Here is a 22,612-nt window from a genome sequence, read left to right on the forward strand (position 1 = left end):
GGGCCTCCTTATCGGGGCGGGATGGGCAGCCTGCGGATCTCGTCTCCCTGCCGGAAGACGGCGCCATCGCGCTCGATCCCGCCCAGTCGCCAGCCACCCTCCGACTCTCCGGCGCGCAGCAGGCGGACATCGGTCAGCCCGGTGCCATCGGCAGGCATCACCGACACGAAGTGTTCTCCCGCACGCAGTTCCACTCCGATCAGGCGGAATGAAGGCTCAACAGGCTTGGGTTGGGCCGCCACAGGTTGGGATGGCCGTGGTGCGGGCAGCTTGGGCTGGCGCGAGACCGGGCGGGCTTCCAGTCGCGCGACGCGGGTTTCCAATGCGTGCAGCGCATCGGTGGCGGCGTATTGGGCCTGCGCCAGCTCGATCGCCGCCAGCCGCTGGTCCAACGCCGCGGTGTCCTGCTCGTAGCGCGCCTGCGGCAAGGCGGCGGGCTGAGTGTGGCGTTGTTCGATCCGATGCGAGAGGCCGTCCAGTCGGGATTCGAGCAGGGACACCTGCGCGGTGGGCGCGAAGGCCTGGGTCTGTTCCGCCAGCCCGGACAAGGCCATGTGATCCACCAGCACCACCGCGCTGACGAGCAACAACCAGGTTGCGGCCGCGACCCGCAGCAGCGTCGTGCGCTGGCCCGTCGCCGAGTCCCGGATGGTCATGGCGAAACCTCCCGGATCAGCGGAGGGGGCTCCGCCGAACGGTTGATTTCCGGTGGCTTGGGCTCGTGCGGCGTATGAGCCTCCCTGAGCCTGCGGATGAAGCACACCTTCCGCTCGCCCTCGTCGACCTGCAGATCCCAGGCGGGGCCGGCCAGGGTCAAGAGCGCGTCGCGCAGCAGGACCGGGCCGAGCCGGTAGTGAGCCGCCGGCAGCGGCAAGGCCAGCAGATCGGCGGACTGCTCATCGCACAGCCGGTAGCCGGAACGCAGGACGAGGTGCCGGAGGGCATCCCCGACGGTGGCGCCCAGCGTGCCGGGGATCTCCACATCCACCACTTGTAGCAACAGGTCGTGCTGGGCCGCCGTCGGCGCGAGTTCAACCAGGGTGTAGCGGCCATACCGCGTCACCGGCACGAACTCCATCACGGCTTCGGGCGCGATGTCGGTGACTTTGGATGCGGGCGTCGGTGGCACGGCGTTCGTCATCGCGCAGCCGCTGGCCATGGCGGCCAGGAGCAAGCCGGGCAAACGGATCAGATGGCTGCGTCCGGCGATATGGAAGGGCTGGCGGGATGGGCGCATGGATCGGTGTCCTGAAACAACGAGCCATTACCATCGCCGTGCAGGCCCTTTGTCACAGCAAACAAAGCGAATCCGTCGGCTCCCGATTTGCCGAAAGCAATGCCGGCAACCACGCGGTTGCTGGGATGCATGTCGGGATCATGCCGCGGCGAATGGTCGTGCCGGGGCGATCTCGCCGCCTAACGCCGCGTCCGATCGTTGATCACGATATAGAAGACAGCCGGCTCGCCGCCTTCATTGCGGAACTCATGCACGCAATCCGAAGGAAAGAACAACGTATCTCCGGCAGCGACGTCGAAGCGCCTTCCGTCGATGACCACGGTAAGCGCCCCCTCATGCACGACGAGAAACTCCTCCACGCCCGCATGGTGCGGGGGGAACTCGACGGACTTGCCCGGAGGCAACACGTTGAAGGCCAGATCGACCGCGCCATCCTCGAACAGCGGCGAAAGAGAACGGCGTTCAAAGCCGGAAGCGGGGTCGTGATAGACCGCCTGGCGCTCCCTGCCATGCAGCCTGGGCTGGCGCGCATGGAATCCCCCCAGGAGTTGAGACAGGCTGACCTGCAGTGCGGCGGCAAGCTTGCCCAGCACCGTGGCAGTGGGAACCGAGGCGCCACGTTCGATCTTGGAGATCATCGCGCGGCTCACGCCCGACAACGCCCCGAGCCGATCAAGGGTGAGCTGCGCCTCCAGACGCAGACGTCGAAGATTGGCTGGGAGCGCTTCGGCGCGCTCACCTTGCGGCCTGGTCGGGGGAGCGGAGGAGTTCGGCATGGGCCGCGATCAAGTCAGGATGAATGCGTGGGGTCCCGATGGCGCTGAAATCGATCGCGCCACGAATTTCTACTATAGTAGAAATTCTCAAATTCAAACAGGAGCATGGCCATGCGTCTTCTGGTGCTGGGTGCAGGTGGGATCGGGGGCTATTTCGGCGGGCGTCTGGCCGCGGCCGGCGTGGACGTGCGTTTCCTGGTCCGGCCGAGACGCGCCGCACAACTCGCCGAGACCGGGCTCGTCATCAAGAGCCCTTTGGGTGACCTGACCCTTACCGTGAAAACAGTCGTCGAGGCACCGCCGTCCGTGGATGTCGTGCTGCTGGCCTGCAAGGCCTACGATCTTGAGGGCGCGATGGCCGCCATCGCGCCGGCCATCGGCCCCTCGACATGCATCGTTCCGCTGCTCAATGGGGTGCGGCATCTGGATCACCTGGATGCGCGCTTCGGCGCCAAGCGCGTTCTGGGCGGCCTGTGCCACATCGGTGTTGCGCTCGGCCCGGCCGGTGAAATCCAGCATCTCAACACGCTGCAGCGCCTCGCCCTCGGTGCACGCACCCACAGCCAGCAGGACGCGGCGCAGGCGCTGCATGAATTGGTGGAGCGCGGCGGTTTCGCACCGGTGTTGAGCCAAGACATCCTGCAGGAGATGTGGGAGAAGTTCGTATTCCTCACGACCTATGCCGGCATGACCACGCTGATGCGCGCGCCCGTTGGCGCAATCGTGCAGGCACAAGATGGCGAAGCGCTGGTGCGCCAGATGCTTGGCGAATGCGTGGCGACCGCCGCCGCCTCAGGGTACATCCCATCGCAGGACGCCTATGCCCGCATGTTCACAACGTTGTCCGAGCGCGGGTCCACCGGCACCGCATCAATGCTGCGCGATCTGCAACGTGGTGGCCCCACCGAGCATGAGCACATCATTGGGGACATGCTGCGTCGTGCGCATGAAGCTCGACTGGATGCGCCGCTGCTGAGGGTGAGCCTTGCACACATGCAGGCCTACGAGGCGACCCGCATGGCCCATGGCGGTGGATGAGGCCCTGTCTTCCGCTTCCCGGATCGATGTCACCGTCTGGATGACCAAAAAAGAACGGCTCCCGGAGGAGCCGTTGAAGTGAAGCAGTGAGGTTCAGCACACCAACTGTCGTGCCAGCGCGACTTCCACCGAGTCTCCGTCCTGATTCAGGACATCAAGCCCGGACTCCGGCACGTCGCCCGACGTGCTTTGCGACACCATGATCTTCCGGGCCATCAACCCCAGGCAGGTCATCTGCGAGGAGTTGGCGTAGCCCAGGTAGATCACGCGCACCGGCTGCTTCTGGCCGATGCGCCATGAGCGCCGGGCGGCCTGCTGCAGCGAATACACGTTGTAGCCGGACTGGAGGAATACGATGGTCGGGAACTCCAGCAGGTCCAGGCCGGTTTTCACCAGCTCGGGATTGGTGATGAGCACGTCGATGCCACGGTCCAACTGCTCGGCGATCCAGTCCTCGCGGCGGGAAGCATCCACGCTCGCGCGCAGTACCGCCACCTTGAAGCCTTCCTGCTCCAGCAGCACCCTCAAGCGCGACGTGGTGTCGCGCGTGCCGGTGTAGACCGAATAGACCAGGGTCTTGCGACCCTCTGCCTTCTCCCGCTTGCAGATCTCGATCAGCTCGCGTTCCTTAGGCATCACTTCCAGCTCGTTGAACTGAGCCGGCACGAACGCCAAGGTGCTGCGCGTGCGCGGATGCACCACCGTCTCCGACCGGAAGCAGCAGTCCGGCCAGGCCAGCAGCACGTTGAGGACCACACCGAGCAGCGTCGTGTCGCGCTTCGCCAGGGCCTGCTTCAGCTCCTGGGTCAGGCGACCCGCCAGATCGCGGTAGGCCGCGGCTTGCGCCGTGTCCATCGCGACTTCGCGGAACTCCTCGTCGTAGGGCGGCAGCACGTTGCCACCGATGTCCTTCAACTTGAGGAAGACCGTGAACGGCAGGACGCAACGCAGCACGCCCTTGGGACCGAAACCCGGCGCCTTGACCGTGCGCACCGATACCTTGGTGCCTTTGGCCGTCTTGTGCGCCGTGCCGGTGCTCTCGGAGTAGATGTCCTTCAAGACACCGTGATCGCGCATGAACGCCATCGCGGCCGACGTCATGCTGCCGCTCTTCGTCGGCCGGTAGCCGTCTTCGATCATCCGCCCCGGCAGGGCTCGGAACAGCAGGTGGAACAGGTCGTCGCCGTAGCCGCCCATCAGTGTGCCGGTGAGCAGCAGCGTCTTGCGCGCCTTGGCCGCCAACACCCCCATGGCCTGGCCCTGTGCGGAGCCGCCGTTCTTGTACTCGTGTGCCTCGTCGGCGATGAGCAGGTCGAACGTGCCTTGGGGAAGCTGCCTCTTGATGAACTCGGACGGCTGGTAGCCGCCCTCGCCGAAGCCGAACTCCATGTTGGCCATCGCGCGTTCCATGCGATGGGCTTGCCGGTCCGAGAAGACCAGCTCGCCGTTGCCATCCATCAGGTTGATGAACTCGTGGATGTTGTCCCCGAGCATCGACGCGAGGAAGGCGTCACCGAACTTCTGCATCAGCTTCTGCGCGGTGACTTCGCCTATGGTAGGAATGCGCTTCAGTGCCTTGAGCACGGTCGAGGACTGGTCGCTGGCGGACAGGCCTCTGGGACGGATCAACGACCACAGCGGTGCACGGCAGTGGCTGCACTTGCGGCGGGACTCCTCGGCTTCGAGTTCGACCGGGTTGATCGGCTCGCCGTCGAGGTCGGTGATGACATGCCCGCAATCCGGGCAGGCCCCCACGTCGCCGTGAGGCGTGCGCCGCCGAACGAAGACAGGTTTCCAGTGGAACCCCATCCGCATCCGCACGCGGCCCAGGACGAAGAACTCCTGGCCCTGGGCCGGCACGCCCAACTGCTCGCGCAGTTTCAGCAGCTTGACCAGCGTGTCCGGGCCGTTGAGCACCCAGACCTTGGCACCGGCCACCGTCTCCTGAATCTCGCGCCGCCACTTGTAGACCAGGTGGGGTGGCGAGAGCACCAGGGTACGGCGGTAGCCTTCGGCGTTGAGCACGGCTGCGGTGGCAATACCCACCGTCGTCTTGCCGCAGCCCATCTCGCCATTGACGATCGCGGCACGTTCGCCGCGGTCGACCAACAGCTCGGTGACGGCGTGGACCACATCGGCTTGCGCCGGGAACAGCTTGCGCTTCAGCGCGGCGAGGATCAATTGCCGATGCACCCGCACTTGGCCGGTGTAGACCGGAGGATTGGCGCGGTTGAGCGAGTCGAGCAACTCGTCGCCGAACTCGGACACGAAGTCCTGCAGGCTGAGCGTGAGGGGTGAAGCGGCCGCTTCGAGGAGGTCGCGCTGCACAGCGGTTTCGGGAACGGTTTCGAGATCGAGGGACATGGTGATGCTCCAGAGCAATGGGGCATGCACCTCCCCCACGGGGCGGTGACATGCCCCTGGGTGGGAAGAAAGAAGCGGCGCGAGGCCGCTGGATGTGGATCAGTATTCGCTGGGCAACAGCAGCGTGGTGACGCTGCGATCCCATTCGGTGATGATCCAGAGCTTCAGGTCGCGCGTGACCTGGTAGGACGAGAACAGACGATCCTCGCCGGACTTCAGCGCGGCATCGTTCTGCCGTTGATCGCTGTCGTCCAGGTCGCCCCAGTCGCCATGAAGATGGCGGCGCAGGTACGCGCTGGGATTGAGCCGGCCCTGTCGGACCAGCTCGTCGACGCCGGCGGTCATGACCACTTGCCCGGGCGAAAAGCGCGCTTGTGATGCGAGGTTGAGGATTGCGAGTGCCATGGTGGTTTCTCCTTCTGGAAGAAGGGGCCACGGCACCCCATCGGGGGCAACGTGACCCCGGTGGGTGGATGAAAGCGACGGCGAACCGTCAGGGAACAGGGATCAGCGGATGGTCAGCACTTCGCCCCACGTGGGCGAGCCCAGCGTCAAGTCCCATGCACGAATGACCGGCACGAACTTGTCGGTGAGGATGCGCGTCTCGGCCACGGAGCCGTCGTCGCGTTCGGTGTATTCCGTCTGGAGGGTCTTCTCCTTGTGGGTATCACCTTTGACGACGAGCACGCGCCCGCTCTTGGACTTCACTACGCCGGAGATCGCGCCTGCGGCCAAGGCCAAGGCGAGATGCCAGTGCGACAAGGCCCGCGCGGGCGGACGCAGCGATTGCTGCGCGGCGCCCAGGTGCGTATCGAGCGCCGGCCAGAGACCTTGCAGCCGGCCGACTTCATCGGCGAACTGCTCGGGCTCCATCGTCACGCGATAGAAGTGCTCCGGCTCGGCCGGGCTGGCAGGGACGGTGTACGGCAGGAACGGCCATTCGGGCGGCAGCTCCTCGGCTTCGGCGTCACCCTGTCCGATCTGCAGCAGCAGACCGCGCAAGGACTTGGCCGACTCCGACGCCTGGTCGCGTTGACGAATCCTGCGACCGAAGATCACCACCTGCTTGAACTGCGTTTCCACCGCACGGTAGATGCGCAGGTCGGCGAAGTGGCGCGTCAGCCATCCGACCAGCTCGGCATCGAGCACGTAGGACGGCACGATGAAGATCAGCACGCCGCCGTACTGCAGCAGCGGCAGCGCGCGCTGATAGAAGAGCTTCTCCAGCCGCGCACGGCCCTGGCCCTGATAGCCGATGTTGCCGTTCACGTCCTTGCTCAGGTCGCCATACGGCGGGTTCAGCCACAGCAGCCCGAAGGACTGGCGCGAGATCAGCGTGTCCATCAGGTCACCTTGGATGCAGCGATCGACCAGTTGCCGTGCGTGGCGGGCGCGCTCGGCGTCGTACTCGACGGCGAAGGCCTGGACCTGCTCGCGCCCGAGGGCGTGAGCGGCTTCGGCGATCGCCACGCCTTCGCCGGCGCAGGGATCGAGGATGGACATGGCGCCGGGAGACGGCGCCAGTGCGGACAAGGCCCGCTCCAGCGTCGGTTCGTCGGTGGGGAAGTAGCCGTTACGGATGAAATTGCGCGCCAGGCGCGGAAACATGAGTGTCATGGATTTCTCCTGGTGATGGATGAGGGAAGGCGGGCACGCGCGGCGGGCACGCGCGGCGCGCATGCCCGTGGGGATGGCTCACGCCACACGCCGAAGCGGTGCGTTCGCGGCCAGTTCGTACTGCGTGGCGCCGAGGGTGCCGTTGCGGATCAGCTCGCCCAACGCCTTCGTCAGCGCCGGGACATCGAGGGCCAGCCGATGGCCTTCCAGCGGCCCGAGGGCCAAGGGAAGACCGGTCAGCATCCGCCGTGTCTGCAACAGCTCCAGCACGGTGTCGCGCCAGTGGTCGAGCAGTGGCAGCGGGCAGGTGTCCTGCACCAGGGTCCACAGCCGGTCGAGCCGGTGAGCGGAATCCCTGGGCAGCAGCGCCAGCGCGCTGGCGTTGGCCTTGTCTGGCTTCACGCAGCGACGATCGAACAGCCACACATTCGTCAGCGAACCGAACAGCGTTCGCCGATAGGCGCGGGTGATGCGCTTTTCCAGGTTCTCGACGTTGCCGACGAAGACCTGGATGGATGCGCCCTGCTCGGTGATGACGTGGAACTGATCCAGTCCCTGTTCATCCCGGCCGAGGGTCAGGCGGGCGAGGAACTCCTGAACGGCGGTGTCGCGCGCCCAGATCGAGAGAAAGACGAGATTGCCCTGCTCGTCACCGACGTAACCGTCGGCCATGAGGTCGGGGCATTCGTCGATGCGGTACAGCGTCTTGGAAGGATGGGTGACAGGCATGCTGTGGTCCTCGAAGGAATCGGAGACAGCACCGCCCGCCGGGGCAATTGCTGCCCCAAGGGGTGGAAGAAAGCGCCGGGAACGGCTTGGCGAAGAGAACGACCTGTGCATCGCAACGCACCGTAGCCTCAAAGGTCTTGGCTACCTGGGCATGTTGTCGGCAACGCCGACGGACATGAGGGCAGATTGCTTCAGGTGATCAATGGGCCGTAGCGAAAAACCGCTTTGCAGTGTGCCCTTGTTCACCTGCTTGGCCCCGATACCCTGAGGAGGGCGCTGGCCAGCAATGCCCTCTCCTCAGTTCGCGGTAGCGCGGTTCGGCAACCCGGGCGAGACGAAGGCAGATCGCCAGAAGCGGACAGTCGCCGACGTTGCAGTCTAAACTGCCGGTAACTGCCGCTAGGAGGCACTTTGGCGTGAGCCGCGAGTGTTATGCCCCACCGAAGCCGGCTGCTCCTAAGTAATTTTTCGCAAGCGATTCGGCCTCCTCGGCTGCGCGAACGATGCTGATCTGGTCGTTCTGGACCTTTTGCTTCACCCGCATGTAGGTATTGAAGCTATCCCAGGTTTCGCCGGCTGCGTCAAGCTCATTTTCAACAATCGCCTTCACGACCTGCGGATCGCGATAGCGCTCTTGCAGACGATTAAAGGCTCGCACTTCCAGCGCTTCACCGGCAGTGCCGGAAACTGTTTTGACAACGTTCGTGAGCATATGTTTACTCCTTATGTAGGTAGGGTCGGCGCGGTATCGTCGCCGGCCCTGCATTTGCATTTGCTTCATCTGGTTGGATGACGCGTCGACGTCGGGGCGTCGACAATGCGATATTTGCCGCTCACGCCGTTCTGCTCCACCGGAAATCACGGAAACCGATGCTCATCCCCACGCCATCAGGCTACGCACGCTTGCCGACCTTCTCCGCCGTCATTGACGGCTTGGCCTCTGGCCTTGGGATTGCACGAAACAAAGAGGATGCGCTCGCCAGCCTCGGCTCGTTTGGTGGCCGGATCGACACCTATAGTGGCTCGACCCACCGTTCTGGCCTCCAAGACCGGCTCTTGGATCTGCTCGCGGGCTCGAACGAAGCGCTCCGAAGCCTTGTACAAGCCCGGCTGCTCGACGCCGAAACGGCACTGACCGATGCCAGGTCTATCCCACTGGTCACTGAGGCGACGGAGGCAGAAGGGCTGCGGCGCTTCATTGAGGTCTGGGCGGCCCCATGGATTGCTCAGATGCTTGATGCTGCCCGCCAGCACCCTGAGTCGGTGTTAGACAGCGCTCGGCAGCTGCTTGAAGCGCATGCCGCTTCACTCACGGGTGACGCCATGAGTTATTTAGCTACCTGGAAGGCTTCGGTCAAGCGAGCGATTCCTGAGGGCGTGAACGCCCCCGAGTTCCGATCGACGCTCGCCAGACTGGATCAGCGCTCTCAGCGCAAGCACTCGTCCATCGAGCAGGACCTCGCCAACCTGCGCGTTGAAATGCAGAGCAGCTACTCCTCTTCGCAGGAACTTGACGCCGCGGTTGACGCGGTTCGCCGGCTGTACCTCGCAGGCATGGCGACGATGCGGCTGTGCGCTATGGCCGCCGAGATTATTCCAGAGCGCGATCTTGTTGCGCTAGCTGCCGGTAAGTTGCTTGCAGGCCGGGACAGGGACGGGGTCTCCCCAGAGGAAGCACAGCAAAACCGCATTCGCATGTACTGGGGCTACCTCGACCCTGATTTGAATCTATTAAAGGAGTACCACCAGCTTGGCGCTCAGGTGAACGATCTGGACGAAGCGAATTTCGACAAGTTGCGTGCGGATTCGCACGCGGTCGCCTCGTCGGGCTTGTTGATGTTTGTCATCGACTACGCAGAGGGGCGCTGTCACCTTCACCATGGCCGCAATGAATTAGCACAGCAGTGCTTACATCGGGTTGTTGCGAGAGCTGACGGCCGACAACTTGGCAAAATCGCTGCGGACGCTGCGAGCATCCTAATCGCGCTGCGACTCGCTGGGCCTGGCCCGTTCATGTTCGAGGCACTAAATCCCCTGCTGCGCGTGCGAATTGACAACATGCCGCAGTCGATGGAGATGTGCATCGACTCTATTCCGACACCCTTCTCGGACTGGTCCCCCCGCCCCGAACCAAGCTTCTATGACTCGCACGTGATGGGGTGCGTGGCCTTCTTCAACGAAATTACTCACGCACCAAGTGTGTCTGCGATCTGTAATCCTCTGCAGCGCTTTGATGCAAGCTTGCAGAACCTGATCACCCAATCCCGCCAGGCTGGCGCTAGGCTGTCGGAGGTGGGACGGAAGCGACCGGCCATTGTTGGCACATCCGTCAAGCCGTATCAGCTGCTCAGGGACCACCTTTATTACCGCAATGCGCTCTTCGGGTGGAGTCCATCAGACCTGCCTGGTATGGATGCCTATGCGATGCTGCGGGCGCCCGATCAGCTTCGTCTCCTCCGCTTCGTGGATCCGGAGCAGTTCCAACTTGACCTGCAAGCGCATGGTTTAGGCCCATGGCGGCATTCTGATGATCCGCCGTAACGTCGCGAGCTCTTCGAAACGATGTCTACGCCGCTACATGTAAGCAATACTGCCTTTCGGGGCGCAAGTTCGATTCAGGCCTCACGTGCCGGTCAAATCGCGTGGCTAGACGAAGTGACCGGCGTTGAAGCGACGGGCTGGAAGCCACATGCCGATGCCGTCACACGCCGTCAGCGGTCATAAACGTGCTCGGGATCACGACGAGCCTATTGGCCTCGCCAACTGCTGCAGCCCCCCTCGAGATCGTCAGTTGGCTAGAGAGAGCAAGTGACCGATAACGCCCTGCAAAGCAGACGCTGGCCGGTGACGCTCGAATGGAAGCAACGGGTCATTTTGAGATCGTAAGCCCACCTCGCAGATCAGCGAAGGAAAAGGCGGACCATGCCGCGATGGGCACGATCCGCTGGGGGTCAGGCTTTCAGCTTGCGCAGGCCTTCCGCGAGCAGCCAGAGCGCCCGGTTGAGCCGGACGTTCTGATCGATGCCCTGGACGGGGCGCGTGCGCTGCTGGCGCCCGTTGGCGCTGCGACCAGTCAGGCCGCCTTTGACGAGATTCTCCTGGACCCGGTTGAACGTGGACCACAGGTCCGCGTGGTTGTCGTCGAAACGACGGGGACGCAGGATCTGGCTTTCCGTGATCGGCAGGGTCTTGCCGGGTTCGTCGTACTTGAGGACCAGGGCCGATCTGGCGAAGACCTCGGCCTCGCCGTCGTCGAGTGTGATGGCACGCATGGCGTCGCGCGAGTCCTGCACCTGCTCGAACCCATGCAGCACCTCGTAGGCGCCCTCGATCACGTGATCGGTGACGTTGCCCTTGTGAGGTACGCGCACGTCGGCGAACGTGTCGCCGCACACCAGGCCGTTCTGGCAGACGAAGCGGAACATGCCCGCCAGCATCTGGTAGCTGCTGGTGCCATCGTGCGAGTTGAGCAGAATGATCTCATTGGCCTCGGTGCCGTTGATCTGGCTGGCGTGGCGAAGCCGCAGCATGTGCTTGGTGTAATCGCGGCGGTCCTCCTGGCGCACACGGGTCTGGCACACCATGAACGGCTGGAAGCCTTCCTTGCGCAGTTCGGTCAGCACTGCCGCCGTGGGGATATAGCTGTACCGCCCGGAGCGGCTTTCGTGCGGGGTGTCCGCGAAGATGGAGGGTGCGACGGTGCGAATCTGGTCATCGGACAGCGGGTGATTCGACCGCAGCACTGGGGAGCGATAAGCGAAGCGGGATGAGAGTTGCATGACGATCTCCTTGGATGAGAGACCGGAGCCCCGCCCCACCGGGGAGGAACCCCGGTGGGTGGTGGAACGCCGCTGGCGCGGCGGTTGGAGTCAGGCCGTGGCGAGATGCCAGTCTTGGGACAGTGGAGCGAACTCGTAGCCCAAGGCACCGAGACGGTCGCGCTGCTGACGCAGGAAGCGGCGATCGACGGTGGCGTCGAGCTTGACGATCTCGCCCAGCGGCCAGAGCGCACCGAAGAGCGCGACGTCGTCCGCCTCGGCCGAGGCCTCGGGGGATGCGGCGGCCGGCTCGCTGCCGAACGGCGTGGTATCGACCAGGGGATCGCGCGGACTGCGCGACTTCGCCTTCGGCTTGACCGGGGGCGATGCCGGCGCGGGCGCCTGCGCTTCCTCGTCGATGGGATCGACTTCCTGCGGACTCAGCCGGCGGGCTTCGTCGCGGCTCAGGGCGTCGATGTTGGACAGCGTCATCCCGCCCAGATGGGCGCGGATCTCGATGACCATGCGGCCGTTGGCGTTGTACGTGGAGGGGCGAATCTCGACGATGGCGAAATCACCGTCGTACTTGCCCTCGCGGTACTGATCGAGTTCGGCGTTCTTCACGACGAACTCGCCGATCGAGGTCGCCAGGCGGCCGACGTTGAAGTCGCCGTTCCTGCCGTGGATGGTCTTGATGGCCAGTTGGCCGGGAATGGTGATCATGAAGGTCTCCTGCGGACGAAGAGAAGACAAGGCCCCGGGGATGGGGCCTTGCGGATCAGAACGACTCGGCAACGGCCAATGCGGGGGCATCGGCAGCGTCGTCGGCAGCATCGGCGACGGGCCTGGAAGGCTCCGGTGCCGAGGCTTGCTGCGCGGCGGGCGCGTCGGACGTCACAGGGACTTCCGGGTCCCGCTCGTCGGTCTCGGTCGGCTTGGGCTCGGCCTTGTAGACGAGCTTGCCGTCGACCTTGATCCAACTGACGAACAGCAGGCGGGCCTTGAGGCTCACCCCCTGCTCGCCGGCACGCTTGCCCTTGGAGTAGGTGAAGGTGTCGGTCCACAGGTCGCCCATGCGGAAGCCAATCATCACCTTCTTCTCGGCGTCGACCGCCTGAATGCAGCGGCGCACCAGGTGCTGCGCTTCCGAACCCGATACGCGCGTGTCGAAACGCACATACGAGACGTCGTCGCTGGGACCGTTCAGGGCTGCGATGTCGCAGGCCAGGAACGCATCGCCTTTCTTGGGCTTCACTTCGCGGATGCGATTGAGGTACCCGAGGCCGGTGATGTGCAGATCGAAGTAGGATTTTTCGTTGGAAGTGGTCATGGTGAATCTCCTGGGAACAATGAGGCGGAGACACACCCGACCCAAGGCGGGGAAGGTGTGGAACCCCCGCGTGGGTTGATGGAACAGCTTGGTGGCATCGCCATCGAGAACCGATGGCCGTTCGCGCATGGATGCCGGTGCGAACTGGGGTGATCAACGCGGTCGGAACCGCGTCGCAGCCTTGAAGATCGTGGCTGCCTGGGCATGTCGCTGACGGACGTCAGCGGAACATGGCCGGAAGCGTGGCGCCGGGATGGCGCGCAGGCGAGCGGCAATCGGCACTCGCGGCTGTCCACATTGCCGGGAAGAAAGAGGCTCCCGGAGCGGGGGCCAGGGATGGGCGGTCAGCTACCGCTGGGCGTGGGAGGAACCGCCTGCAGCGACAGGTGTGTCGTGGTAGCGGACACGTCGAGGTCGTCCTCGCTGCGCAGGATGCGCGCAAACACGCCCTCCTGCGGATCGAAGAACTCGCCAAAGTCATCGCCGCCGAACTCGGCACGCGCCAGTTCCCACCAGTCGTCGAAGCCATCGACATCCGGGTTGCAGCCGGCGGCATAGGCGATGGTCTTCTGGCGACCATCGGGTCGGCGCTCGCCGCGCTCGGCCAGGAAGTACACGCCCTGATCCTTGACCAGGATGACGCGGCATTGATTCGCCACCGCTTCGGCGAGCACGGGCCGCAGCTCCGTGCCTTTGAATCGAACAGTCATGGGTGTGATCTCCAGGGGGCAGGAAAAGAAGCTTCCCGCCGCGAGGGCGGGAAGCTGCTGAGAGGTCAGTGCCGGACAGCCTTGCGACTCGACAGGCACTGCACGCGGATGCGCCTCCAGCTCCCGTCGTCAATCAGCCGTTCCAGCGTCTCGCCGAGGGTGTCGAAGAACACCTCATCGACCCGTTCGACCAGCTCGCCGTCGCGGCGCAGCTCCACCGCGTAGAGGTCGAGGCCACGCTCATACAGCACGGTGACGCGACCCTGGAACTTCATCGTGTCGACGGTGAAGCCGATGGCCGGTGGCGTGCGGATGATGTCGGCAGGCAGCGGATCGACCCAGGTGATGTCCCGCGCACCGGCATCCACCAACAGGTGGGTGATGCGCCGGAAACCATCGGGAGCGGGCAACTGCTCCAGTTGGACGATCAGTTCCTGCAGCTCGGGGCAGCGCGGCTCGGGGATCGGCAGCTTCGCCGGTGCGGAACCGAGCACGAACCGCTTCACCGTGTAGGGCTGGCCGTCGGCGGTGAACTCGGTCTGCTCCTCGGGCGTGTCCGCCCGCTGACCGTCGAAGCGGCGTCTGACATAGGGTTCGACCTGCACCTTGGCGCCCTCGTCGGGCACTTCGGTCACGAGCGTACGATCGAGCACCGCGAACTCGGCTCGTCCCGTCTTGACGACGATGGCCTCGTCGGTGGTGGCGATGACCTTGCCCTCGAAAGGCTTCGGGTCGATGTGAAAGCCCAGCGTCGAAACCTTGGGCTGGCCGTCGAAGATGTTGAATTTGAACGAACGGACGTTGGAAGGCACATGACCGACAACGAGCGTCGGCATCTGTGCGCGGATGGCTTGGGTATCCATGGGGAGACTCCTTGTGGCAACCAAGGGACTCCCGCCCGCAAGGGAGGTCTGTCCCTTGAGGGTGAGGTGGATGGACGCGGGTGCGCCCGGAGAACGAAGCAACCAGCACGGCGAACCGCGCCGCAGTCTTGAAGGTCTCGACTGCCTGGGCATGCTGCCGGCAACGCCAGCGAACATGCGGCCAGCGTGCGGCACATGGCGGCGACCGTCCGTTGGGAATCGGCAATGCGCCGGCACCGCGTTCCGCGAAAAAGAAGAGCCCCGACGTGGGGGCTCGAATGGGTTGCGGGTTACTCGTCGTCGTAGAGCGTCAGCCCGTCCAGCACGGGCGCGTCGGCATCGAACACCAACATGCGAACGTCGGCGAGCGCAGCCAGGTGCAACACTTCCACGAGGGACTCCGGCACGCCCTTGGCCCGGTGCTCCTGCCGCAGCTCTTCGGCGGTGATGCCCTCGACATGCTGCAGGTTCGCATCCGTCCAGGGCGTGGCGATCAGCTTCACGCCGACCGCCGGGCTGTAGGGAATGCGGAAGGCCACGAACAGGAAACCGCTCGGCGTGGCGATGTCCGCCAGTTCGGCGAGGAAGCGACCGGCCTCCTCGGTGATGTGCGCCGAACTGATTTCCCAGGCACGGCTGTAGAACCCGGTCTCGAAGCGCAGGCGGCGTACCACCTCGCGCGCGGCTTCCTCGGAGTAGGTATCGCCGACGTGCAGCGGCTGGCCGGCTTCTTCGGCCATGACGGCGTAGACGAGGTTTCGGGCGATACCGTGGCTGGGGCACTGCGCGTCCAGCTCGGGCGGCACGTTCTGGCCCTCGGTGATCAGCGCGAAGTCGTCGCAGAAGACGCAGGCATGGCGCTCGACCTGGCTGTCCGGCAGGTGCGACTGCGAGACGTGCAGCGGCAGATAGCTCAGCGGGCAGTCGTCGTAGGAAATCGCCAGCAGCCGCTGCACGGACAGGCCATCGTAGCCGCGGGCGAAGGGATTGTTGGAATGGGACATGGGATTCCTCCAGCAGAGGATGGCCGAGGCAATCCCCTGCCGGGGATTGAACCCCAGCGAGTGGATGAAGTGGCAACCGGTTAGCCGGCCGCGGCGTCGGGCCGCCCTGGTGGCGGGCGGTGCAGGTCAGTGGAAGATGGTGATTCGGGACATGGCCGCTCCTGCGAAAAGAAGGAGGGACATGGCCCCGAACGAGGACGCATGTCCCTCGTGGGGTGGGATGAAAAGACGGTGGGTTGCCAGGCGCGGCTCACCAGCCGTTGTAGTGCAGCGTGAGGTCAGCGATGACCTGGCGCCGTTCCAGATCGAGGCCGCCGAAGTCGGACAGCCCCTCGAAGCCGCAACGCTTGAGCATCGCGCCGCCCTCGCGGGAGTTGTAGAAGCTCACCATCGCGGACAGGAACATGCGTTGACCGCTGCTCAGCACGCCCAGGGCGTCGTTGAGCATCAGCATGTTGGGCCGCAGGTCCCACTTGGTGGTGGCACGCTGCAGACCTTCGCGTGTGCCGTCGCCGAACCACTCGTGGCCGGCGATCTGCGCGCCGCGCTTCCAGGCCTCGAAGAAGGCCTGCGGTGCAGCGTCGAAGTGCGCCTGTTCCAGCGCCATCTGATCGAGCACGTCTTCGGGTAAAGACAGATTCATGAGAGAACTCCTTGAAGGGTGGGAATCAGGGGTGAGCGCGCTGTGTCCAGGCATGGGTATCCAGGGCGCGCTGTGCTGCGAGGTGGGTCGGGAAATACTCGACGGACTCCCGCGATACCGGTCCTTCGTCGTCTTGTGTGCCGATGTAGTGGCCGGCCGCGCTGCGCAGCACCTGTAGCGGCAAACGCTTGCCGGTCCAGGTCAGCGCCAGCGCACCACTGCGCACTGCGGTTGCAGAGGAAGATGCGGAAGGTTCAGACATGCCGTGCTCCTTGGTGGGTCGGGGAGCACGCATCCCGCAGGGGATGGGGTTCCCCTCGGGTGGTTGAGAAAAGTGCATCGTCGCCAGGCCGGCGAGCGTCCGCGGTGGGCGATGCGAAGCGGACTGGATCGGTCGACGCGGCGAACCGCGTTGCAGTCTTGAAGACCGGGACTGCCAGGGCATGCCGCTGACGACTGTCAGCAACGCATGGCGTGAGGATGGGCGCGCAGCATGGCTGTCGTCGCAAGGAAAACCGAATCGCGGACGGCCCGCTTTAGGCAGGCCCGCGTCACGGGACAAGGCAAGGACCAGGGCGCCGAAGGCCACGCGGACCTTCGGCTGGAGAGGAAGGAAAACCACCTGTGGGCTGCGTCAGCGCGGGCCGTCGTCAAAGCCGTTCGCTGCGTCAGCAATCGCACCCGGCCCGTTTCGTGGCTGGGGCCGGAAACCTTTGGCACGCATACGCGCACAAAGGGAGCCCGTTGTTCCGCCGGCGGGCACCGGCACGGAATACCCTCAGCCCAAGGGGCCTCCTCACGGCTCGCGCGGCGGCAAGGCGTCAGGAAGCCCCTCATGACGGAGGCAAGGCACACCGATCAAGGGAATGGCGGCGGGCGCGATTCGTGGAGCAATGACCTTCTCGCCCGTCGCCCGATGGCGGGCAGACGGGGCGCGCACACCGTTGCAGAAGGAGACGCGCGCTTTGGAGTCCCGCGCGGTGCGGGACGTTTGCCTCGCCGCCAGTGAAGTGGCCGGCGCGGCAGGGGGAAGCGAGGATCAGGACACCTTGGAGGCAGCGCGCCGCTTGCGCGGTGCGCTGCGCCGGCCCGTCGGGGACTCGATCGGCAACGTGCCCTTGCAGTCCGGGTAGCGCGAGCAGGACCAGAACGCGCCGCTCTTGCCCGTGCGCTGCTGCATCGGTGCGCCGCACTGCGGGCAGGCCGGCGCCGGCGGCAGCTTGAGCGAGAGCGTTGCGCCGCGATACTGCTGCACGAGCTGGCCGACCCACACGGACTGCTTCTCGATGAAGGTGTCCAGCGCCATCTGGCCGGCCTCGATCATGTCGAGCGCCTGCTCCCACACCGCCGTGGTGCCGGGGTCGGCGATGGCCGAGGGCACCGCGTCGATGAGCGTGAATGCCGCGTCGGAAGCGCGGACGGCGCGGCCTTTCTTGACCAGGTAGCCGCGACCGATCAGACCGTTGATGATGTTGGCGCGTGTCGCCTCGGTGCCGATGCCGGTGGTATCGCGCAGCTTCTGTTTCAGGCGCGGGTCGGTCACGAACTTGGCGACGGTCTTCATGGCCTTGATCAGCTCGCCCTGCGTGTAGGGTTTGGGCGGCAGCGTCTTCAGCGCCTTGAGATCCACCTTTCCGACCGGGCAGGACAGGCCCGCATGCAGGGCGGGCAGCACCTGGCTGCGCTGCGCATCCTCGCCACCGGCATCGTCCGGCCCCGGCGTCGCCAGCACCTCACGCCAGCCGATGACGGCGATCTGCTTGCCCACGGCCACCAGCGACTGACTGCCGCACGAGAACTGCGCCACCGTCCGGTCGAACTCATGGTGCGGGAGGAACTGCGCGAGGTAATGGGCGCGGATCAGCCGGTAGACGGCCAGCTCCTTCTCGTTCATGGCCGACAGGTTGGCGGGCTCCAGCGTCGGGATGATGCCGTGGTGAGCCGATACCTTGCCGTCGTTCCACGCACGCGAACGCTGTTGGCGATCCAGGCGCTCGATCAGCGGCCGCAGGCTGGGGTCGGTCTTGACCAGGCTGTCGAGTACGGTCGGCACCTCGGCCAGCATGCTCTCGGGCAGGTAGCCCGAATCGGAGCGCGGGTACGTTGTCGCCTTGTGCGTCTCGTACAGCGCCTGGGCAATGTCCAGCGTCTCCTGCACGTCGAGGCCCAACTGCTTGGAGCACACCTCCTGCAGCGTGCCCAGGTCGAACGGCAGCGGCGGTGCCTCGCGCACGCGCTCGGTGTCCACTGACACGACCTGCGCATCGCGTGCGGCGCGAATGCAATCCGCAGCCTGCTGCGCCACCGGCTGCTGAAGGCAGCGACCCGCTGCATCCGTGCTGCCTTCGGGCGGTATCCAGCTCGCGGTGAAGGACCGGCCGGCATGGGATAGCAGCACGTCCACGGCCCAATACGGCACAGAGACGAAGCGCGCGATCTCGCGATCACGATCCACCACCAACTTCAGCGTCGGCGTCTGCACGCGCCCCACCGACAGCACGCCGGTGTAGCCGGCCTGCCGACCTAGAAGCGTAAACAGCCGGCTCAGGTTCATGCCGATCAGCCAGTCGGCACGCGAGCGGGCCAGGGCCGAGTAGTACAGCGGCAGCGTCTCGGCGGACGGCTTGAGCGCACCCAGCGCCTTGCGGATGGACGCATCGTTGAGCGCCGACAGCCACAGACGCTGAATCGGCCCGCAGTAGCCGCATAGCTCGATGATCTCACGGGCGATCATCTCGCCCTCGCGGTCGGCGTCGGTCGCAATCACCAGCTCGCCCGCCTTGGCGACGAGCTGCTGCACGACCTTGAATTGCGCTGCGGTCGCCGCCTTGGGCTCGACACGCCAACGCTCAGGAAGAATGGGCAGTTGCTCGATGGCCCAGCGCTTGTATTGCTCACCGTAGCCTTCGGGTGGAACCGCCTCCACCAGATGACCGATGCACCAGGTCACGACGACACCCGCGCCGCTGTAGCAGCCATTACCGCGTTGACTGGCACCCAGCACACGGGCGATGTCCTTGCCCTGGGACGGCTTCTCGCACAGGAACACGCGCATGAAGCCTCCTTGGAAATGTGCGGTTCATCGGATGGGCGTCAGCTTGGCGGGGCCAGGAGATGCCGTCAGCAAGGAAGCTGATTGGTGCAGACACCGCTTTGTGATCGGCAGGCGGTCCGTTGCCGCAGCGGTGCGCATAGACCGCAGGAGCTGGCACAGCAAGAGCGTCGTTTCGGGAGCGCGGCTGGGACGCTGTGGACGACCTTGGAACTATCCCCTGGGGATAGCTCGCTGGTGCATCGCGGGCGTATGACGGTTGCTACAGCCGCCCTCGGGGGAACGGCGATGGGCGAATTACTGTCCGCCGGCCGGCTTGGCGCTGAGCGCCACCGACTCGATGCGGTACGGCAGGATGCCCACGCGCCGCGCCTCGACCTTGAAAGTCACGCGCTCGTTCTCGTCGGCGTCCTCCCATTCGTCGCGCACGGTGCGGCCCTCGACCAGCACCCGCATGCCTTTCTGGTACAGCGTCTTCCAGTGCTCGGCGTCGCGGTGCCACAGCTCCACGGGCGCCCAATAGCCGCCGCGGTCTTCGTAGCCGTCCTTCGTCGGCACTGGATTGTCGAAGTAGACGTTCAGGCGCAGCAGCCGGCGCGGCTCGTCGTTGCCGTTCGGAAATTCGCGGTAGTCCGGCGCAGAACCGATGTTGCCCTCGCCGACGAAGTGCGTGCTCATGGTGACTCCTTGGTGGTGGGTGGAACGGACGCGGTATGCCCGTGGACGCGCCGCAGGTAAGCCGCTTCGGCCTGCGCGGCCTTGTTGGCGCATTCCAGGGCTTGGCGAGCGATGCTGTGGGTCAGGCTGATCTGCATGTTCAGCACGATGCGCTGCAGTTCGATCGCGTACAGCTCGTCGATCAGCGAGGCCGGCGTCGCGGGGTTGGCCAGCAGGGCCTCCCACAACGCCACGCCCATGGAGGAACGGTCGAGGTTGCGCCAGCGCAGGAAGGTCGTCCCTGCGCCAGTGGCCTGCTGGGCCAGTTGCACGTCGAGCAGGCTGAAGGGATAGGCGCGCGCCTGGGGCAGCACGCGCCGCTGCGCCAGGCCAATCACGCCGTCGCGCAGCGCTGCGCACTGGCTGGCCCAGGTCTCCAGACTCCCCTTACCCTTAAAGGGCTGTAAAAGGCCTTTTAGGTAGCCTGCGTGTTCCAGCCGCTGGAAGTCCGCCTGTTCCAGCGCCACGAAGCGCGTGGAGTGGCTGATGGGGGGCGATGCTGTCATGCGCCAGCACCCTCATTGCCCGTCGCACCATCGGCTGCGCCACCCGTGGGAGCCGGCGTATCGGGCTTGATGGCGGGCGCAGCAGGCGGCGTGCCGGGCTTGGTCGTCCGCCGCGCGATGGGTGGCGCGAAACGCGAGCGGCGCGTGCCTTCCAGCACGTCCTGCGGCAGCTCGCCGAACTTCTCCAGCGCCGCTCGCGCCGCGGCGTTCTTCGCCGCGAAGTCGTCGCGCGTCGTGCCCGAGTAGCGGTACTGCTGGGCCAGTGAGAACAGGCTGCGCAGCGCGTGCGCACCATCATTGAGCCAGCGCTCCAAGGTGCTGCGGTCGATCAGCGCCGTGTGGTGCGCCAGGATGAGTTTGCGTGCCAGGTCGTCGTAGTCGGCCAGCAGGTACACCGCCATGAAGCCGAGCTGGGCGTTCACGAACAGCGGCAGCTTAACCGGCTGCATGTTCATGTTCTCGCCCAGGGACAGCGCCGCTGGCACGTCGGCCAAGGCCTGATCCACCTGTTCGCGCAGGGTCTGCAGACGGGTCTTGGTGTCGGCGAGCTTGTCCTCGATCCGCAGCATCCACCAGTCCGAGTAGGGGTCGTCCTGCTCGGCGCCGCGCTTCATCTTGTTCATGGCGCCGATGAAGCCGTTGAGACCGATGATGCCTGGGCGCCCCTCGGTCGGCGCGCGGCCGTGCCAGATGCGCGAGGCGTGGTGCGTGTGCAGCGTCAGCGACATCGCGCTGCGCAGCGATCCGAGATTCAGTTGCAGGGGTTCTGTGCGTTCGTTGGCCATGGGAGCGACTCGCGGTGAAGGGGCGAGTCGCCAGCATCGGCATCGGCCGGAAGGCCGTCAGTCAACAAACCGCAGCCCATGCGCGCCCGGTTTGTTCCGCACGGAAGGCTGTGTGTGCCGGCTATCCCCTGGGGATAGGTCTTGAGCCACCAATGCTTGATGTCGGGGCTTGAACCATGACAATGACTGGGGGCGCATCGCACCTGGGGTTGCTGCGCAGAAGAACGAGGGGAAAACATGCAGGATGGGAAAGCCGTTCAGTTGCTGTTGAACGAGGAAGAGCACGGGCACGGCCACGTGGTCGAGAAGCTGCTGAAGCGGGCGGAACGCCTGGAATGCCTGGTGGCGTTCGCGAAGACCTCGGCCCTCGGCGACTTGTTGAAGCCCTTGCGCAAGGCGCTGGAAAGCGGATTGAAGGCCAGGTTTGCGATAGGTCTGGACTTCTACCTGACCGAACCCGAAGCACTCCGACAGCTCTTTGCGCTCGCCGAGAAGCACGCGCTCGTCCTGTACCTCAGCAACGCCAGCGACACCTTCCACCCGAAGATCTACGCCTTCCAGAATGGCAAGCAATGCTCGGTGATCGTCGGCTCGGCCAACCTCACCCACGGAGGCTTCTACGGAAACTACGAGGCATCGGCCCTCATCGACGACGCGAGCGGCGCGCTGATGGCATCTGTCACGCGACACCTCGATGCGCTGGTCGCGGACAGGATTCTCGTGCCAGCGACCAAGCCCCGGATTGATGCCTACGAGCGGGAATACATCATCCACGACACTTGCCGGAAGGTGGCCAAGAAGCGCGCGCAGAAGGCGAGCCGAACCAAGGGGTCGGACTTCACGATCCTGGCCGACCTCCTGGAGCTGATGAAAAGCGACGATTCAGCGCATGGATTCACTGCGCAGAAGAACGGCCGCAAGGGAAACCTGCGCCAGGCAAGACGCAGGCTGGCAGAGCTGGCGGCCCTGAGCAGCAATGCCAGGCGGGACTTTCCGAGTAACTACGACGCGCTGATCGGCCTGTTCCATTCCGGCGGGCTGCACCGCAGCAAGAGCCGGATCGCCAACCACCCAGGGCAGTTCGTGGCCGCAGTGGCGGACATCCTTGACCGGCGCAACCTCTCGCCTGCCGAAGCGTTTACCGTTCTACATGGACATTTCGGCGCCATCACCGGAGCAGGCATCAACCTGCTGACTGAGATTCTGCACGCGCTGGACAACAAGCGGTTCGCCGTGATGAACCAGAACGCGGTGTCGGGACTGGCGCTCGCCGGCATCCGGGACTACCCACTGCATCCAACCAAGCAGAACGTCAGTGCGGAAAGCTACGCAAGGTACTGCGGGCATGCCGATACGGTCAGACGATCGTTGGGCCTGGACGACTTCACGGAGCTGGATGCACTGTTCAACTACGCCTATTGGCGGGAAACGGAAGAAGACGAAGCCGCGACCTGACCGGATCACCCCACGGAAGGCGACCTGT

At 65.1% G+C, this 22,612-nt stretch carries 24 protein-coding genes; 3 read left to right on the top strand and 21 right to left on the bottom strand.

Features of this window, described 5'->3' with window-relative positions; translation table 11 throughout:
• Window positions 1–8: 8 nt before the first annotated feature.
• From F1599_RS20660 to F1599_RS20670, 4 genes are read right to left on the bottom strand one after another with little or no spacing between them, the layout of a single operon-like run.
• Window positions 9–656, bottom strand: coding sequence for a hypothetical protein (locus F1599_RS20660; RefSeq protein WP_150084292.1), 648 nt, complete (start codon window positions 654–656; stop codon window positions 9–11).
• Complete coding sequence (gene pilL2, locus F1599_RS20665; protein ID WP_150084294.1) at window positions 653–1,237, bottom strand: PFGI-1 class ICE element type IV pilus protein PilL2; 585 nt, start codon at window positions 1,235–1,237, stop codon at window positions 653–655. Before pilL2 ends, F1599_RS20660 begins: the two co-directional genes overlap by 4 nt.
• Window positions 1,189–1,368, bottom strand: coding sequence for a hypothetical protein (locus F1599_RS25995; protein WP_190286419.1), 180 nt, complete (start codon window positions 1,366–1,368; stop codon window positions 1,189–1,191). The genes pilL2 and F1599_RS25995 overlap by 49 nt, the downstream gene beginning before the upstream one ends.
• Window positions 1,369–1,416: 48 nt before the next feature.
• Complete coding sequence (locus F1599_RS20670; protein WP_150084296.1) at window positions 1,417–2,013, bottom strand: helix-turn-helix domain-containing protein; 597 nt, start codon at window positions 2,011–2,013, stop codon at window positions 1,417–1,419.
• Between the two features lie 111 nt (window positions 2,014–2,124).
• On the opposite strand from F1599_RS20670, the gene panE reads away from it, so the two are divergent.
• Window positions 2,125–3,051 carry a 2-dehydropantoate 2-reductase gene (gene panE / locus F1599_RS20675; RefSeq protein WP_150084298.1) on the top strand — a complete coding sequence of 309 codons (927 nt, stop codon included), beginning with the start codon at window positions 2,125–2,127 and terminating at the stop codon, window positions 3,049–3,051.
• 93 nt (window positions 3,052–3,144) lie between these two features.
• Here panE and F1599_RS20680 read toward each other — a convergent pair whose 3' ends face one another.
• The 5 genes from F1599_RS20680 to F1599_RS20700 form a co-directional block, all read right to left on the bottom strand.
• A complete protein-coding gene (locus F1599_RS20680; protein WP_176392681.1) occupies window positions 3,145–5,415 on the bottom strand; it encodes a helicase-related protein in 2,271 nt (756 codons plus the stop codon).
• A gap of 99 nt (window positions 5,416–5,514) precedes the next feature.
• Window positions 5,515–5,820 carry a hypothetical protein gene (locus F1599_RS20685; RefSeq protein ID WP_019486119.1) on the bottom strand — a complete coding sequence of 102 codons (306 nt, stop codon included), beginning with the start codon at window positions 5,818–5,820 and terminating at the stop codon, window positions 5,515–5,517.
• Between the two features lie 102 nt (window positions 5,821–5,922).
• Entirely contained in the window at window positions 5,923–7,032 is a 1,110-nt protein-coding gene (locus tag F1599_RS20690; protein ID WP_150084517.1) for a DUF6094 domain-containing protein, read from the bottom strand.
• 78 nt (window positions 7,033–7,110) lie between these two features.
• Window positions 7,111–7,761, bottom strand: coding sequence for a hypothetical protein (locus F1599_RS20695; protein ID WP_150084300.1), 651 nt, complete (start codon window positions 7,759–7,761; stop codon window positions 7,111–7,113).
• Window positions 7,762–8,191: 430 nt separating this feature from the next.
• Complete coding sequence (locus F1599_RS20700; protein WP_150084302.1) at window positions 8,192–8,473, bottom strand: hypothetical protein; 282 nt, start codon at window positions 8,471–8,473, stop codon at window positions 8,192–8,194.
• 158 nt (window positions 8,474–8,631) lie between these two features.
• On the opposite strand from F1599_RS20700, the gene F1599_RS20705 reads away from it, so the two are divergent.
• The gene (locus tag F1599_RS20705) at window positions 8,632–10,302 is read left to right on the top strand and encodes a hypothetical protein (RefSeq protein WP_150084303.1); all 1,671 of its coding nucleotides are present in this window, start codon (window positions 8,632–8,634) and stop codon (window positions 10,300–10,302) included.
• A 410-nt stretch (window positions 10,303–10,712) separates the two neighbouring features.
• Here F1599_RS20705 and F1599_RS20710 read toward each other — a convergent pair whose 3' ends face one another.
• The 12 genes from F1599_RS20710 to F1599_RS20770 form a co-directional block, all read right to left on the bottom strand.
• Complete coding sequence (locus tag F1599_RS20710; RefSeq protein ID WP_095377276.1) at window positions 10,713–11,540, bottom strand: DUF932 domain-containing protein; 828 nt, start codon at window positions 11,538–11,540, stop codon at window positions 10,713–10,715.
• A gap of 90 nt (window positions 11,541–11,630) precedes the next feature.
• Window positions 11,631–12,242, bottom strand: coding sequence for a DUF3275 family protein (locus F1599_RS20715; protein ID WP_095377275.1), 612 nt, complete (start codon window positions 12,240–12,242; stop codon window positions 11,631–11,633).
• Between the two features lie 55 nt (window positions 12,243–12,297).
• Window positions 12,298–12,849: an STY4534 family ICE replication protein gene (locus F1599_RS20720; RefSeq protein ID WP_150084305.1), complete on the bottom strand. Its 552-nt coding sequence runs from the start codon at window positions 12,847–12,849 to the stop codon at window positions 12,298–12,300.
• A gap of 344 nt (window positions 12,850–13,193) precedes the next feature.
• Entirely contained in the window at window positions 13,194–13,559 is a 366-nt protein-coding gene (locus F1599_RS20725) for a DUF3085 domain-containing protein (protein ID WP_150084307.1), read from the bottom strand.
• Between the two features lie 65 nt (window positions 13,560–13,624).
• On the bottom strand, window positions 13,625–14,422 hold the full coding sequence (locus tag F1599_RS20730; RefSeq protein ID WP_150084309.1) for a GTPase: 798 nt from the start codon (window positions 14,420–14,422) through the stop codon (window positions 13,625–13,627).
• Window positions 14,423–14,712: 290 nt separating this feature from the next.
• On the bottom strand, window positions 14,713–15,426 hold the full coding sequence (locus F1599_RS20735) for a DUF5983 family protein (protein WP_116824695.1): 714 nt from the start codon (window positions 15,424–15,426) through the stop codon (window positions 14,713–14,715).
• Between the two features lie 250 nt (window positions 15,427–15,676).
• Window positions 15,677–16,069 carry a hypothetical protein gene (locus tag F1599_RS20740; RefSeq protein ID WP_003141051.1) on the bottom strand — a complete coding sequence of 131 codons (393 nt, stop codon included), beginning with the start codon at window positions 16,067–16,069 and terminating at the stop codon, window positions 15,677–15,679.
• 25 nt (window positions 16,070–16,094) lie between these two features.
• Window positions 16,095–16,331 (bottom strand): hypothetical protein, encoded by a 237-nt coding sequence (locus F1599_RS20745; RefSeq protein ID WP_016446173.1) that lies wholly within the window; start codon window positions 16,329–16,331, stop codon window positions 16,095–16,097.
• A gap of 777 nt (window positions 16,332–17,108) precedes the next feature.
• Window positions 17,109–19,124, bottom strand: a complete 2,016-nt coding sequence (locus F1599_RS20755) for a DNA topoisomerase III (protein WP_150084311.1) — start codon at window positions 19,122–19,124, stop codon at window positions 17,109–17,111.
• A gap of 294 nt (window positions 19,125–19,418) precedes the next feature.
• Complete coding sequence (locus F1599_RS20760; protein ID WP_134553408.1) at window positions 19,419–19,799, bottom strand: single-stranded DNA-binding protein; 381 nt, start codon at window positions 19,797–19,799, stop codon at window positions 19,419–19,421.
• Window positions 19,796–20,344: a DUF3158 family protein gene (locus tag F1599_RS20765; protein WP_124136598.1), complete on the bottom strand. Its 549-nt coding sequence runs from the start codon at window positions 20,342–20,344 to the stop codon at window positions 19,796–19,798. Before F1599_RS20765 ends, F1599_RS20760 begins: the two co-directional genes overlap by 4 nt.
• Entirely contained in the window at window positions 20,341–21,129 is a 789-nt protein-coding gene (locus tag F1599_RS20770; protein ID WP_108080538.1) for a PFL_4669 family integrating conjugative element protein, read from the bottom strand. The genes F1599_RS20765 and F1599_RS20770 overlap by 4 nt, the downstream gene beginning before the upstream one ends.
• Before the next feature lie 237 nt (window positions 21,130–21,366).
• Between F1599_RS20770 and F1599_RS20775 the strand changes: the two genes are divergently transcribed.
• Window positions 21,367–22,584 (top strand): phospholipase D family protein, encoded by a 1,218-nt coding sequence (locus F1599_RS20775; protein WP_150084313.1) that lies wholly within the window; start codon window positions 21,367–21,369, stop codon window positions 22,582–22,584.
• Window positions 22,585–22,612: the final 28 nt, after the last annotated feature.

It is taken from the genome of Cupriavidus cauae, from assembly GCF_008632125.1.
GTDB classification, from domain to species: domain Bacteria; phylum Pseudomonadota; class Gammaproteobacteria; order Burkholderiales; family Burkholderiaceae; genus Cupriavidus; species Cupriavidus cauae.

What these genes read in the sequence shown, in the direction of transcription:
- F1599_RS20660 (WP_150084292.1), bottom strand. Translation starts at nt 656, where the DNA reads ATGACCATCCGGGACTCGGCGACGGGCCAGCGCACGACGCTGCTGCGG.
- pilL2 (WP_150084294.1), bottom strand. Translation starts at nt 1,237, where the DNA reads ATGCGCCCATCCCGCCAGCCCTTCCATATCGCCGGACGCAGCCATCTG.
- F1599_RS25995 (WP_190286419.1), bottom strand. Translation starts at nt 1,368, where the DNA reads ATGCATCCCAGCAACCGCGTGGTTGCCGGCATTGCTTTCGGCAAATCG.
- F1599_RS20670 (WP_150084296.1), bottom strand. Translation starts at nt 2,013, where the DNA reads ATGCCGAACTCCTCCGCTCCCCCGACCAGGCCGCAAGGTGAGCGCGCC.
- panE (WP_150084298.1), top strand. Translation starts at nt 2,125, where the DNA reads ATGCGTCTTCTGGTGCTGGGTGCAGGTGGGATCGGGGGCTATTTCGGC.
- F1599_RS20680 (WP_176392681.1), bottom strand. Translation starts at nt 5,415, where the DNA reads ATGTCCCTCGATCTCGAAACCGTTCCCGAAACCGCTGTGCAGCGCGAC.
- F1599_RS20685 (WP_019486119.1), bottom strand. Translation starts at nt 5,820, where the DNA reads ATGGCACTCGCAATCCTCAACCTCGCATCACAAGCGCGCTTTTCGCCC.
- F1599_RS20690 (WP_150084517.1), bottom strand. Translation starts at nt 7,032, where the DNA reads ATGACACTCATGTTTCCGCGCCTGGCGCGCAATTTCATCCGTAACGGC.
- F1599_RS20695 (WP_150084300.1), bottom strand. Translation starts at nt 7,761, where the DNA reads ATGCCTGTCACCCATCCTTCCAAGACGCTGTACCGCATCGACGAATGC.
- F1599_RS20700 (WP_150084302.1), bottom strand. Translation starts at nt 8,473, where the DNA reads ATGCTCACGAACGTTGTCAAAACAGTTTCCGGCACTGCCGGTGAAGCG.
- F1599_RS20705 (WP_150084303.1), top strand. Translation starts at nt 8,632, where the DNA reads ATGCTCATCCCCACGCCATCAGGCTACGCACGCTTGCCGACCTTCTCC.
- F1599_RS20710 (WP_095377276.1), bottom strand. Translation starts at nt 11,540, where the DNA reads ATGCAACTCTCATCCCGCTTCGCTTATCGCTCCCCAGTGCTGCGGTCG.
- F1599_RS20715 (WP_095377275.1), bottom strand. Translation starts at nt 12,242, where the DNA reads ATGATCACCATTCCCGGCCAACTGGCCATCAAGACCATCCACGGCAGG.
- F1599_RS20720 (WP_150084305.1), bottom strand. Translation starts at nt 12,849, where the DNA reads ATGACCACTTCCAACGAAAAATCCTACTTCGATCTGCACATCACCGGC.
- F1599_RS20725 (WP_150084307.1), bottom strand. Translation starts at nt 13,559, where the DNA reads ATGACTGTTCGATTCAAAGGCACGGAGCTGCGGCCCGTGCTCGCCGAA.
- F1599_RS20730 (WP_150084309.1), bottom strand. Translation starts at nt 14,422, where the DNA reads ATGGATACCCAAGCCATCCGCGCACAGATGCCGACGCTCGTTGTCGGT.
- F1599_RS20735 (WP_116824695.1), bottom strand. Translation starts at nt 15,426, where the DNA reads ATGTCCCATTCCAACAATCCCTTCGCCCGCGGCTACGATGGCCTGTCC.
- F1599_RS20740 (WP_003141051.1), bottom strand. Translation starts at nt 16,069, where the DNA reads ATGAATCTGTCTTTACCCGAAGACGTGCTCGATCAGATGGCGCTGGAA.
- F1599_RS20745 (WP_016446173.1), bottom strand. Translation starts at nt 16,331, where the DNA reads ATGTCTGAACCTTCCGCATCTTCCTCTGCAACCGCAGTGCGCAGTGGT.
- F1599_RS20755 (WP_150084311.1), bottom strand. Translation starts at nt 19,124, where the DNA reads ATGCGCGTGTTCCTGTGCGAGAAGCCGTCCCAGGGCAAGGACATCGCC.
- F1599_RS20760 (WP_134553408.1), bottom strand. Translation starts at nt 19,799, where the DNA reads ATGAGCACGCACTTCGTCGGCGAGGGCAACATCGGTTCTGCGCCGGAC.
- F1599_RS20765 (WP_124136598.1), bottom strand. Translation starts at nt 20,344, where the DNA reads ATGACAGCATCGCCCCCCATCAGCCACTCCACGCGCTTCGTGGCGCTG.
- F1599_RS20770 (WP_108080538.1), bottom strand. Translation starts at nt 21,129, where the DNA reads ATGGCCAACGAACGCACAGAACCCCTGCAACTGAATCTCGGATCGCTG.
- F1599_RS20775 (WP_150084313.1), top strand. Translation starts at nt 21,367, where the DNA reads ATGCAGGATGGGAAAGCCGTTCAGTTGCTGTTGAACGAGGAAGAGCAC.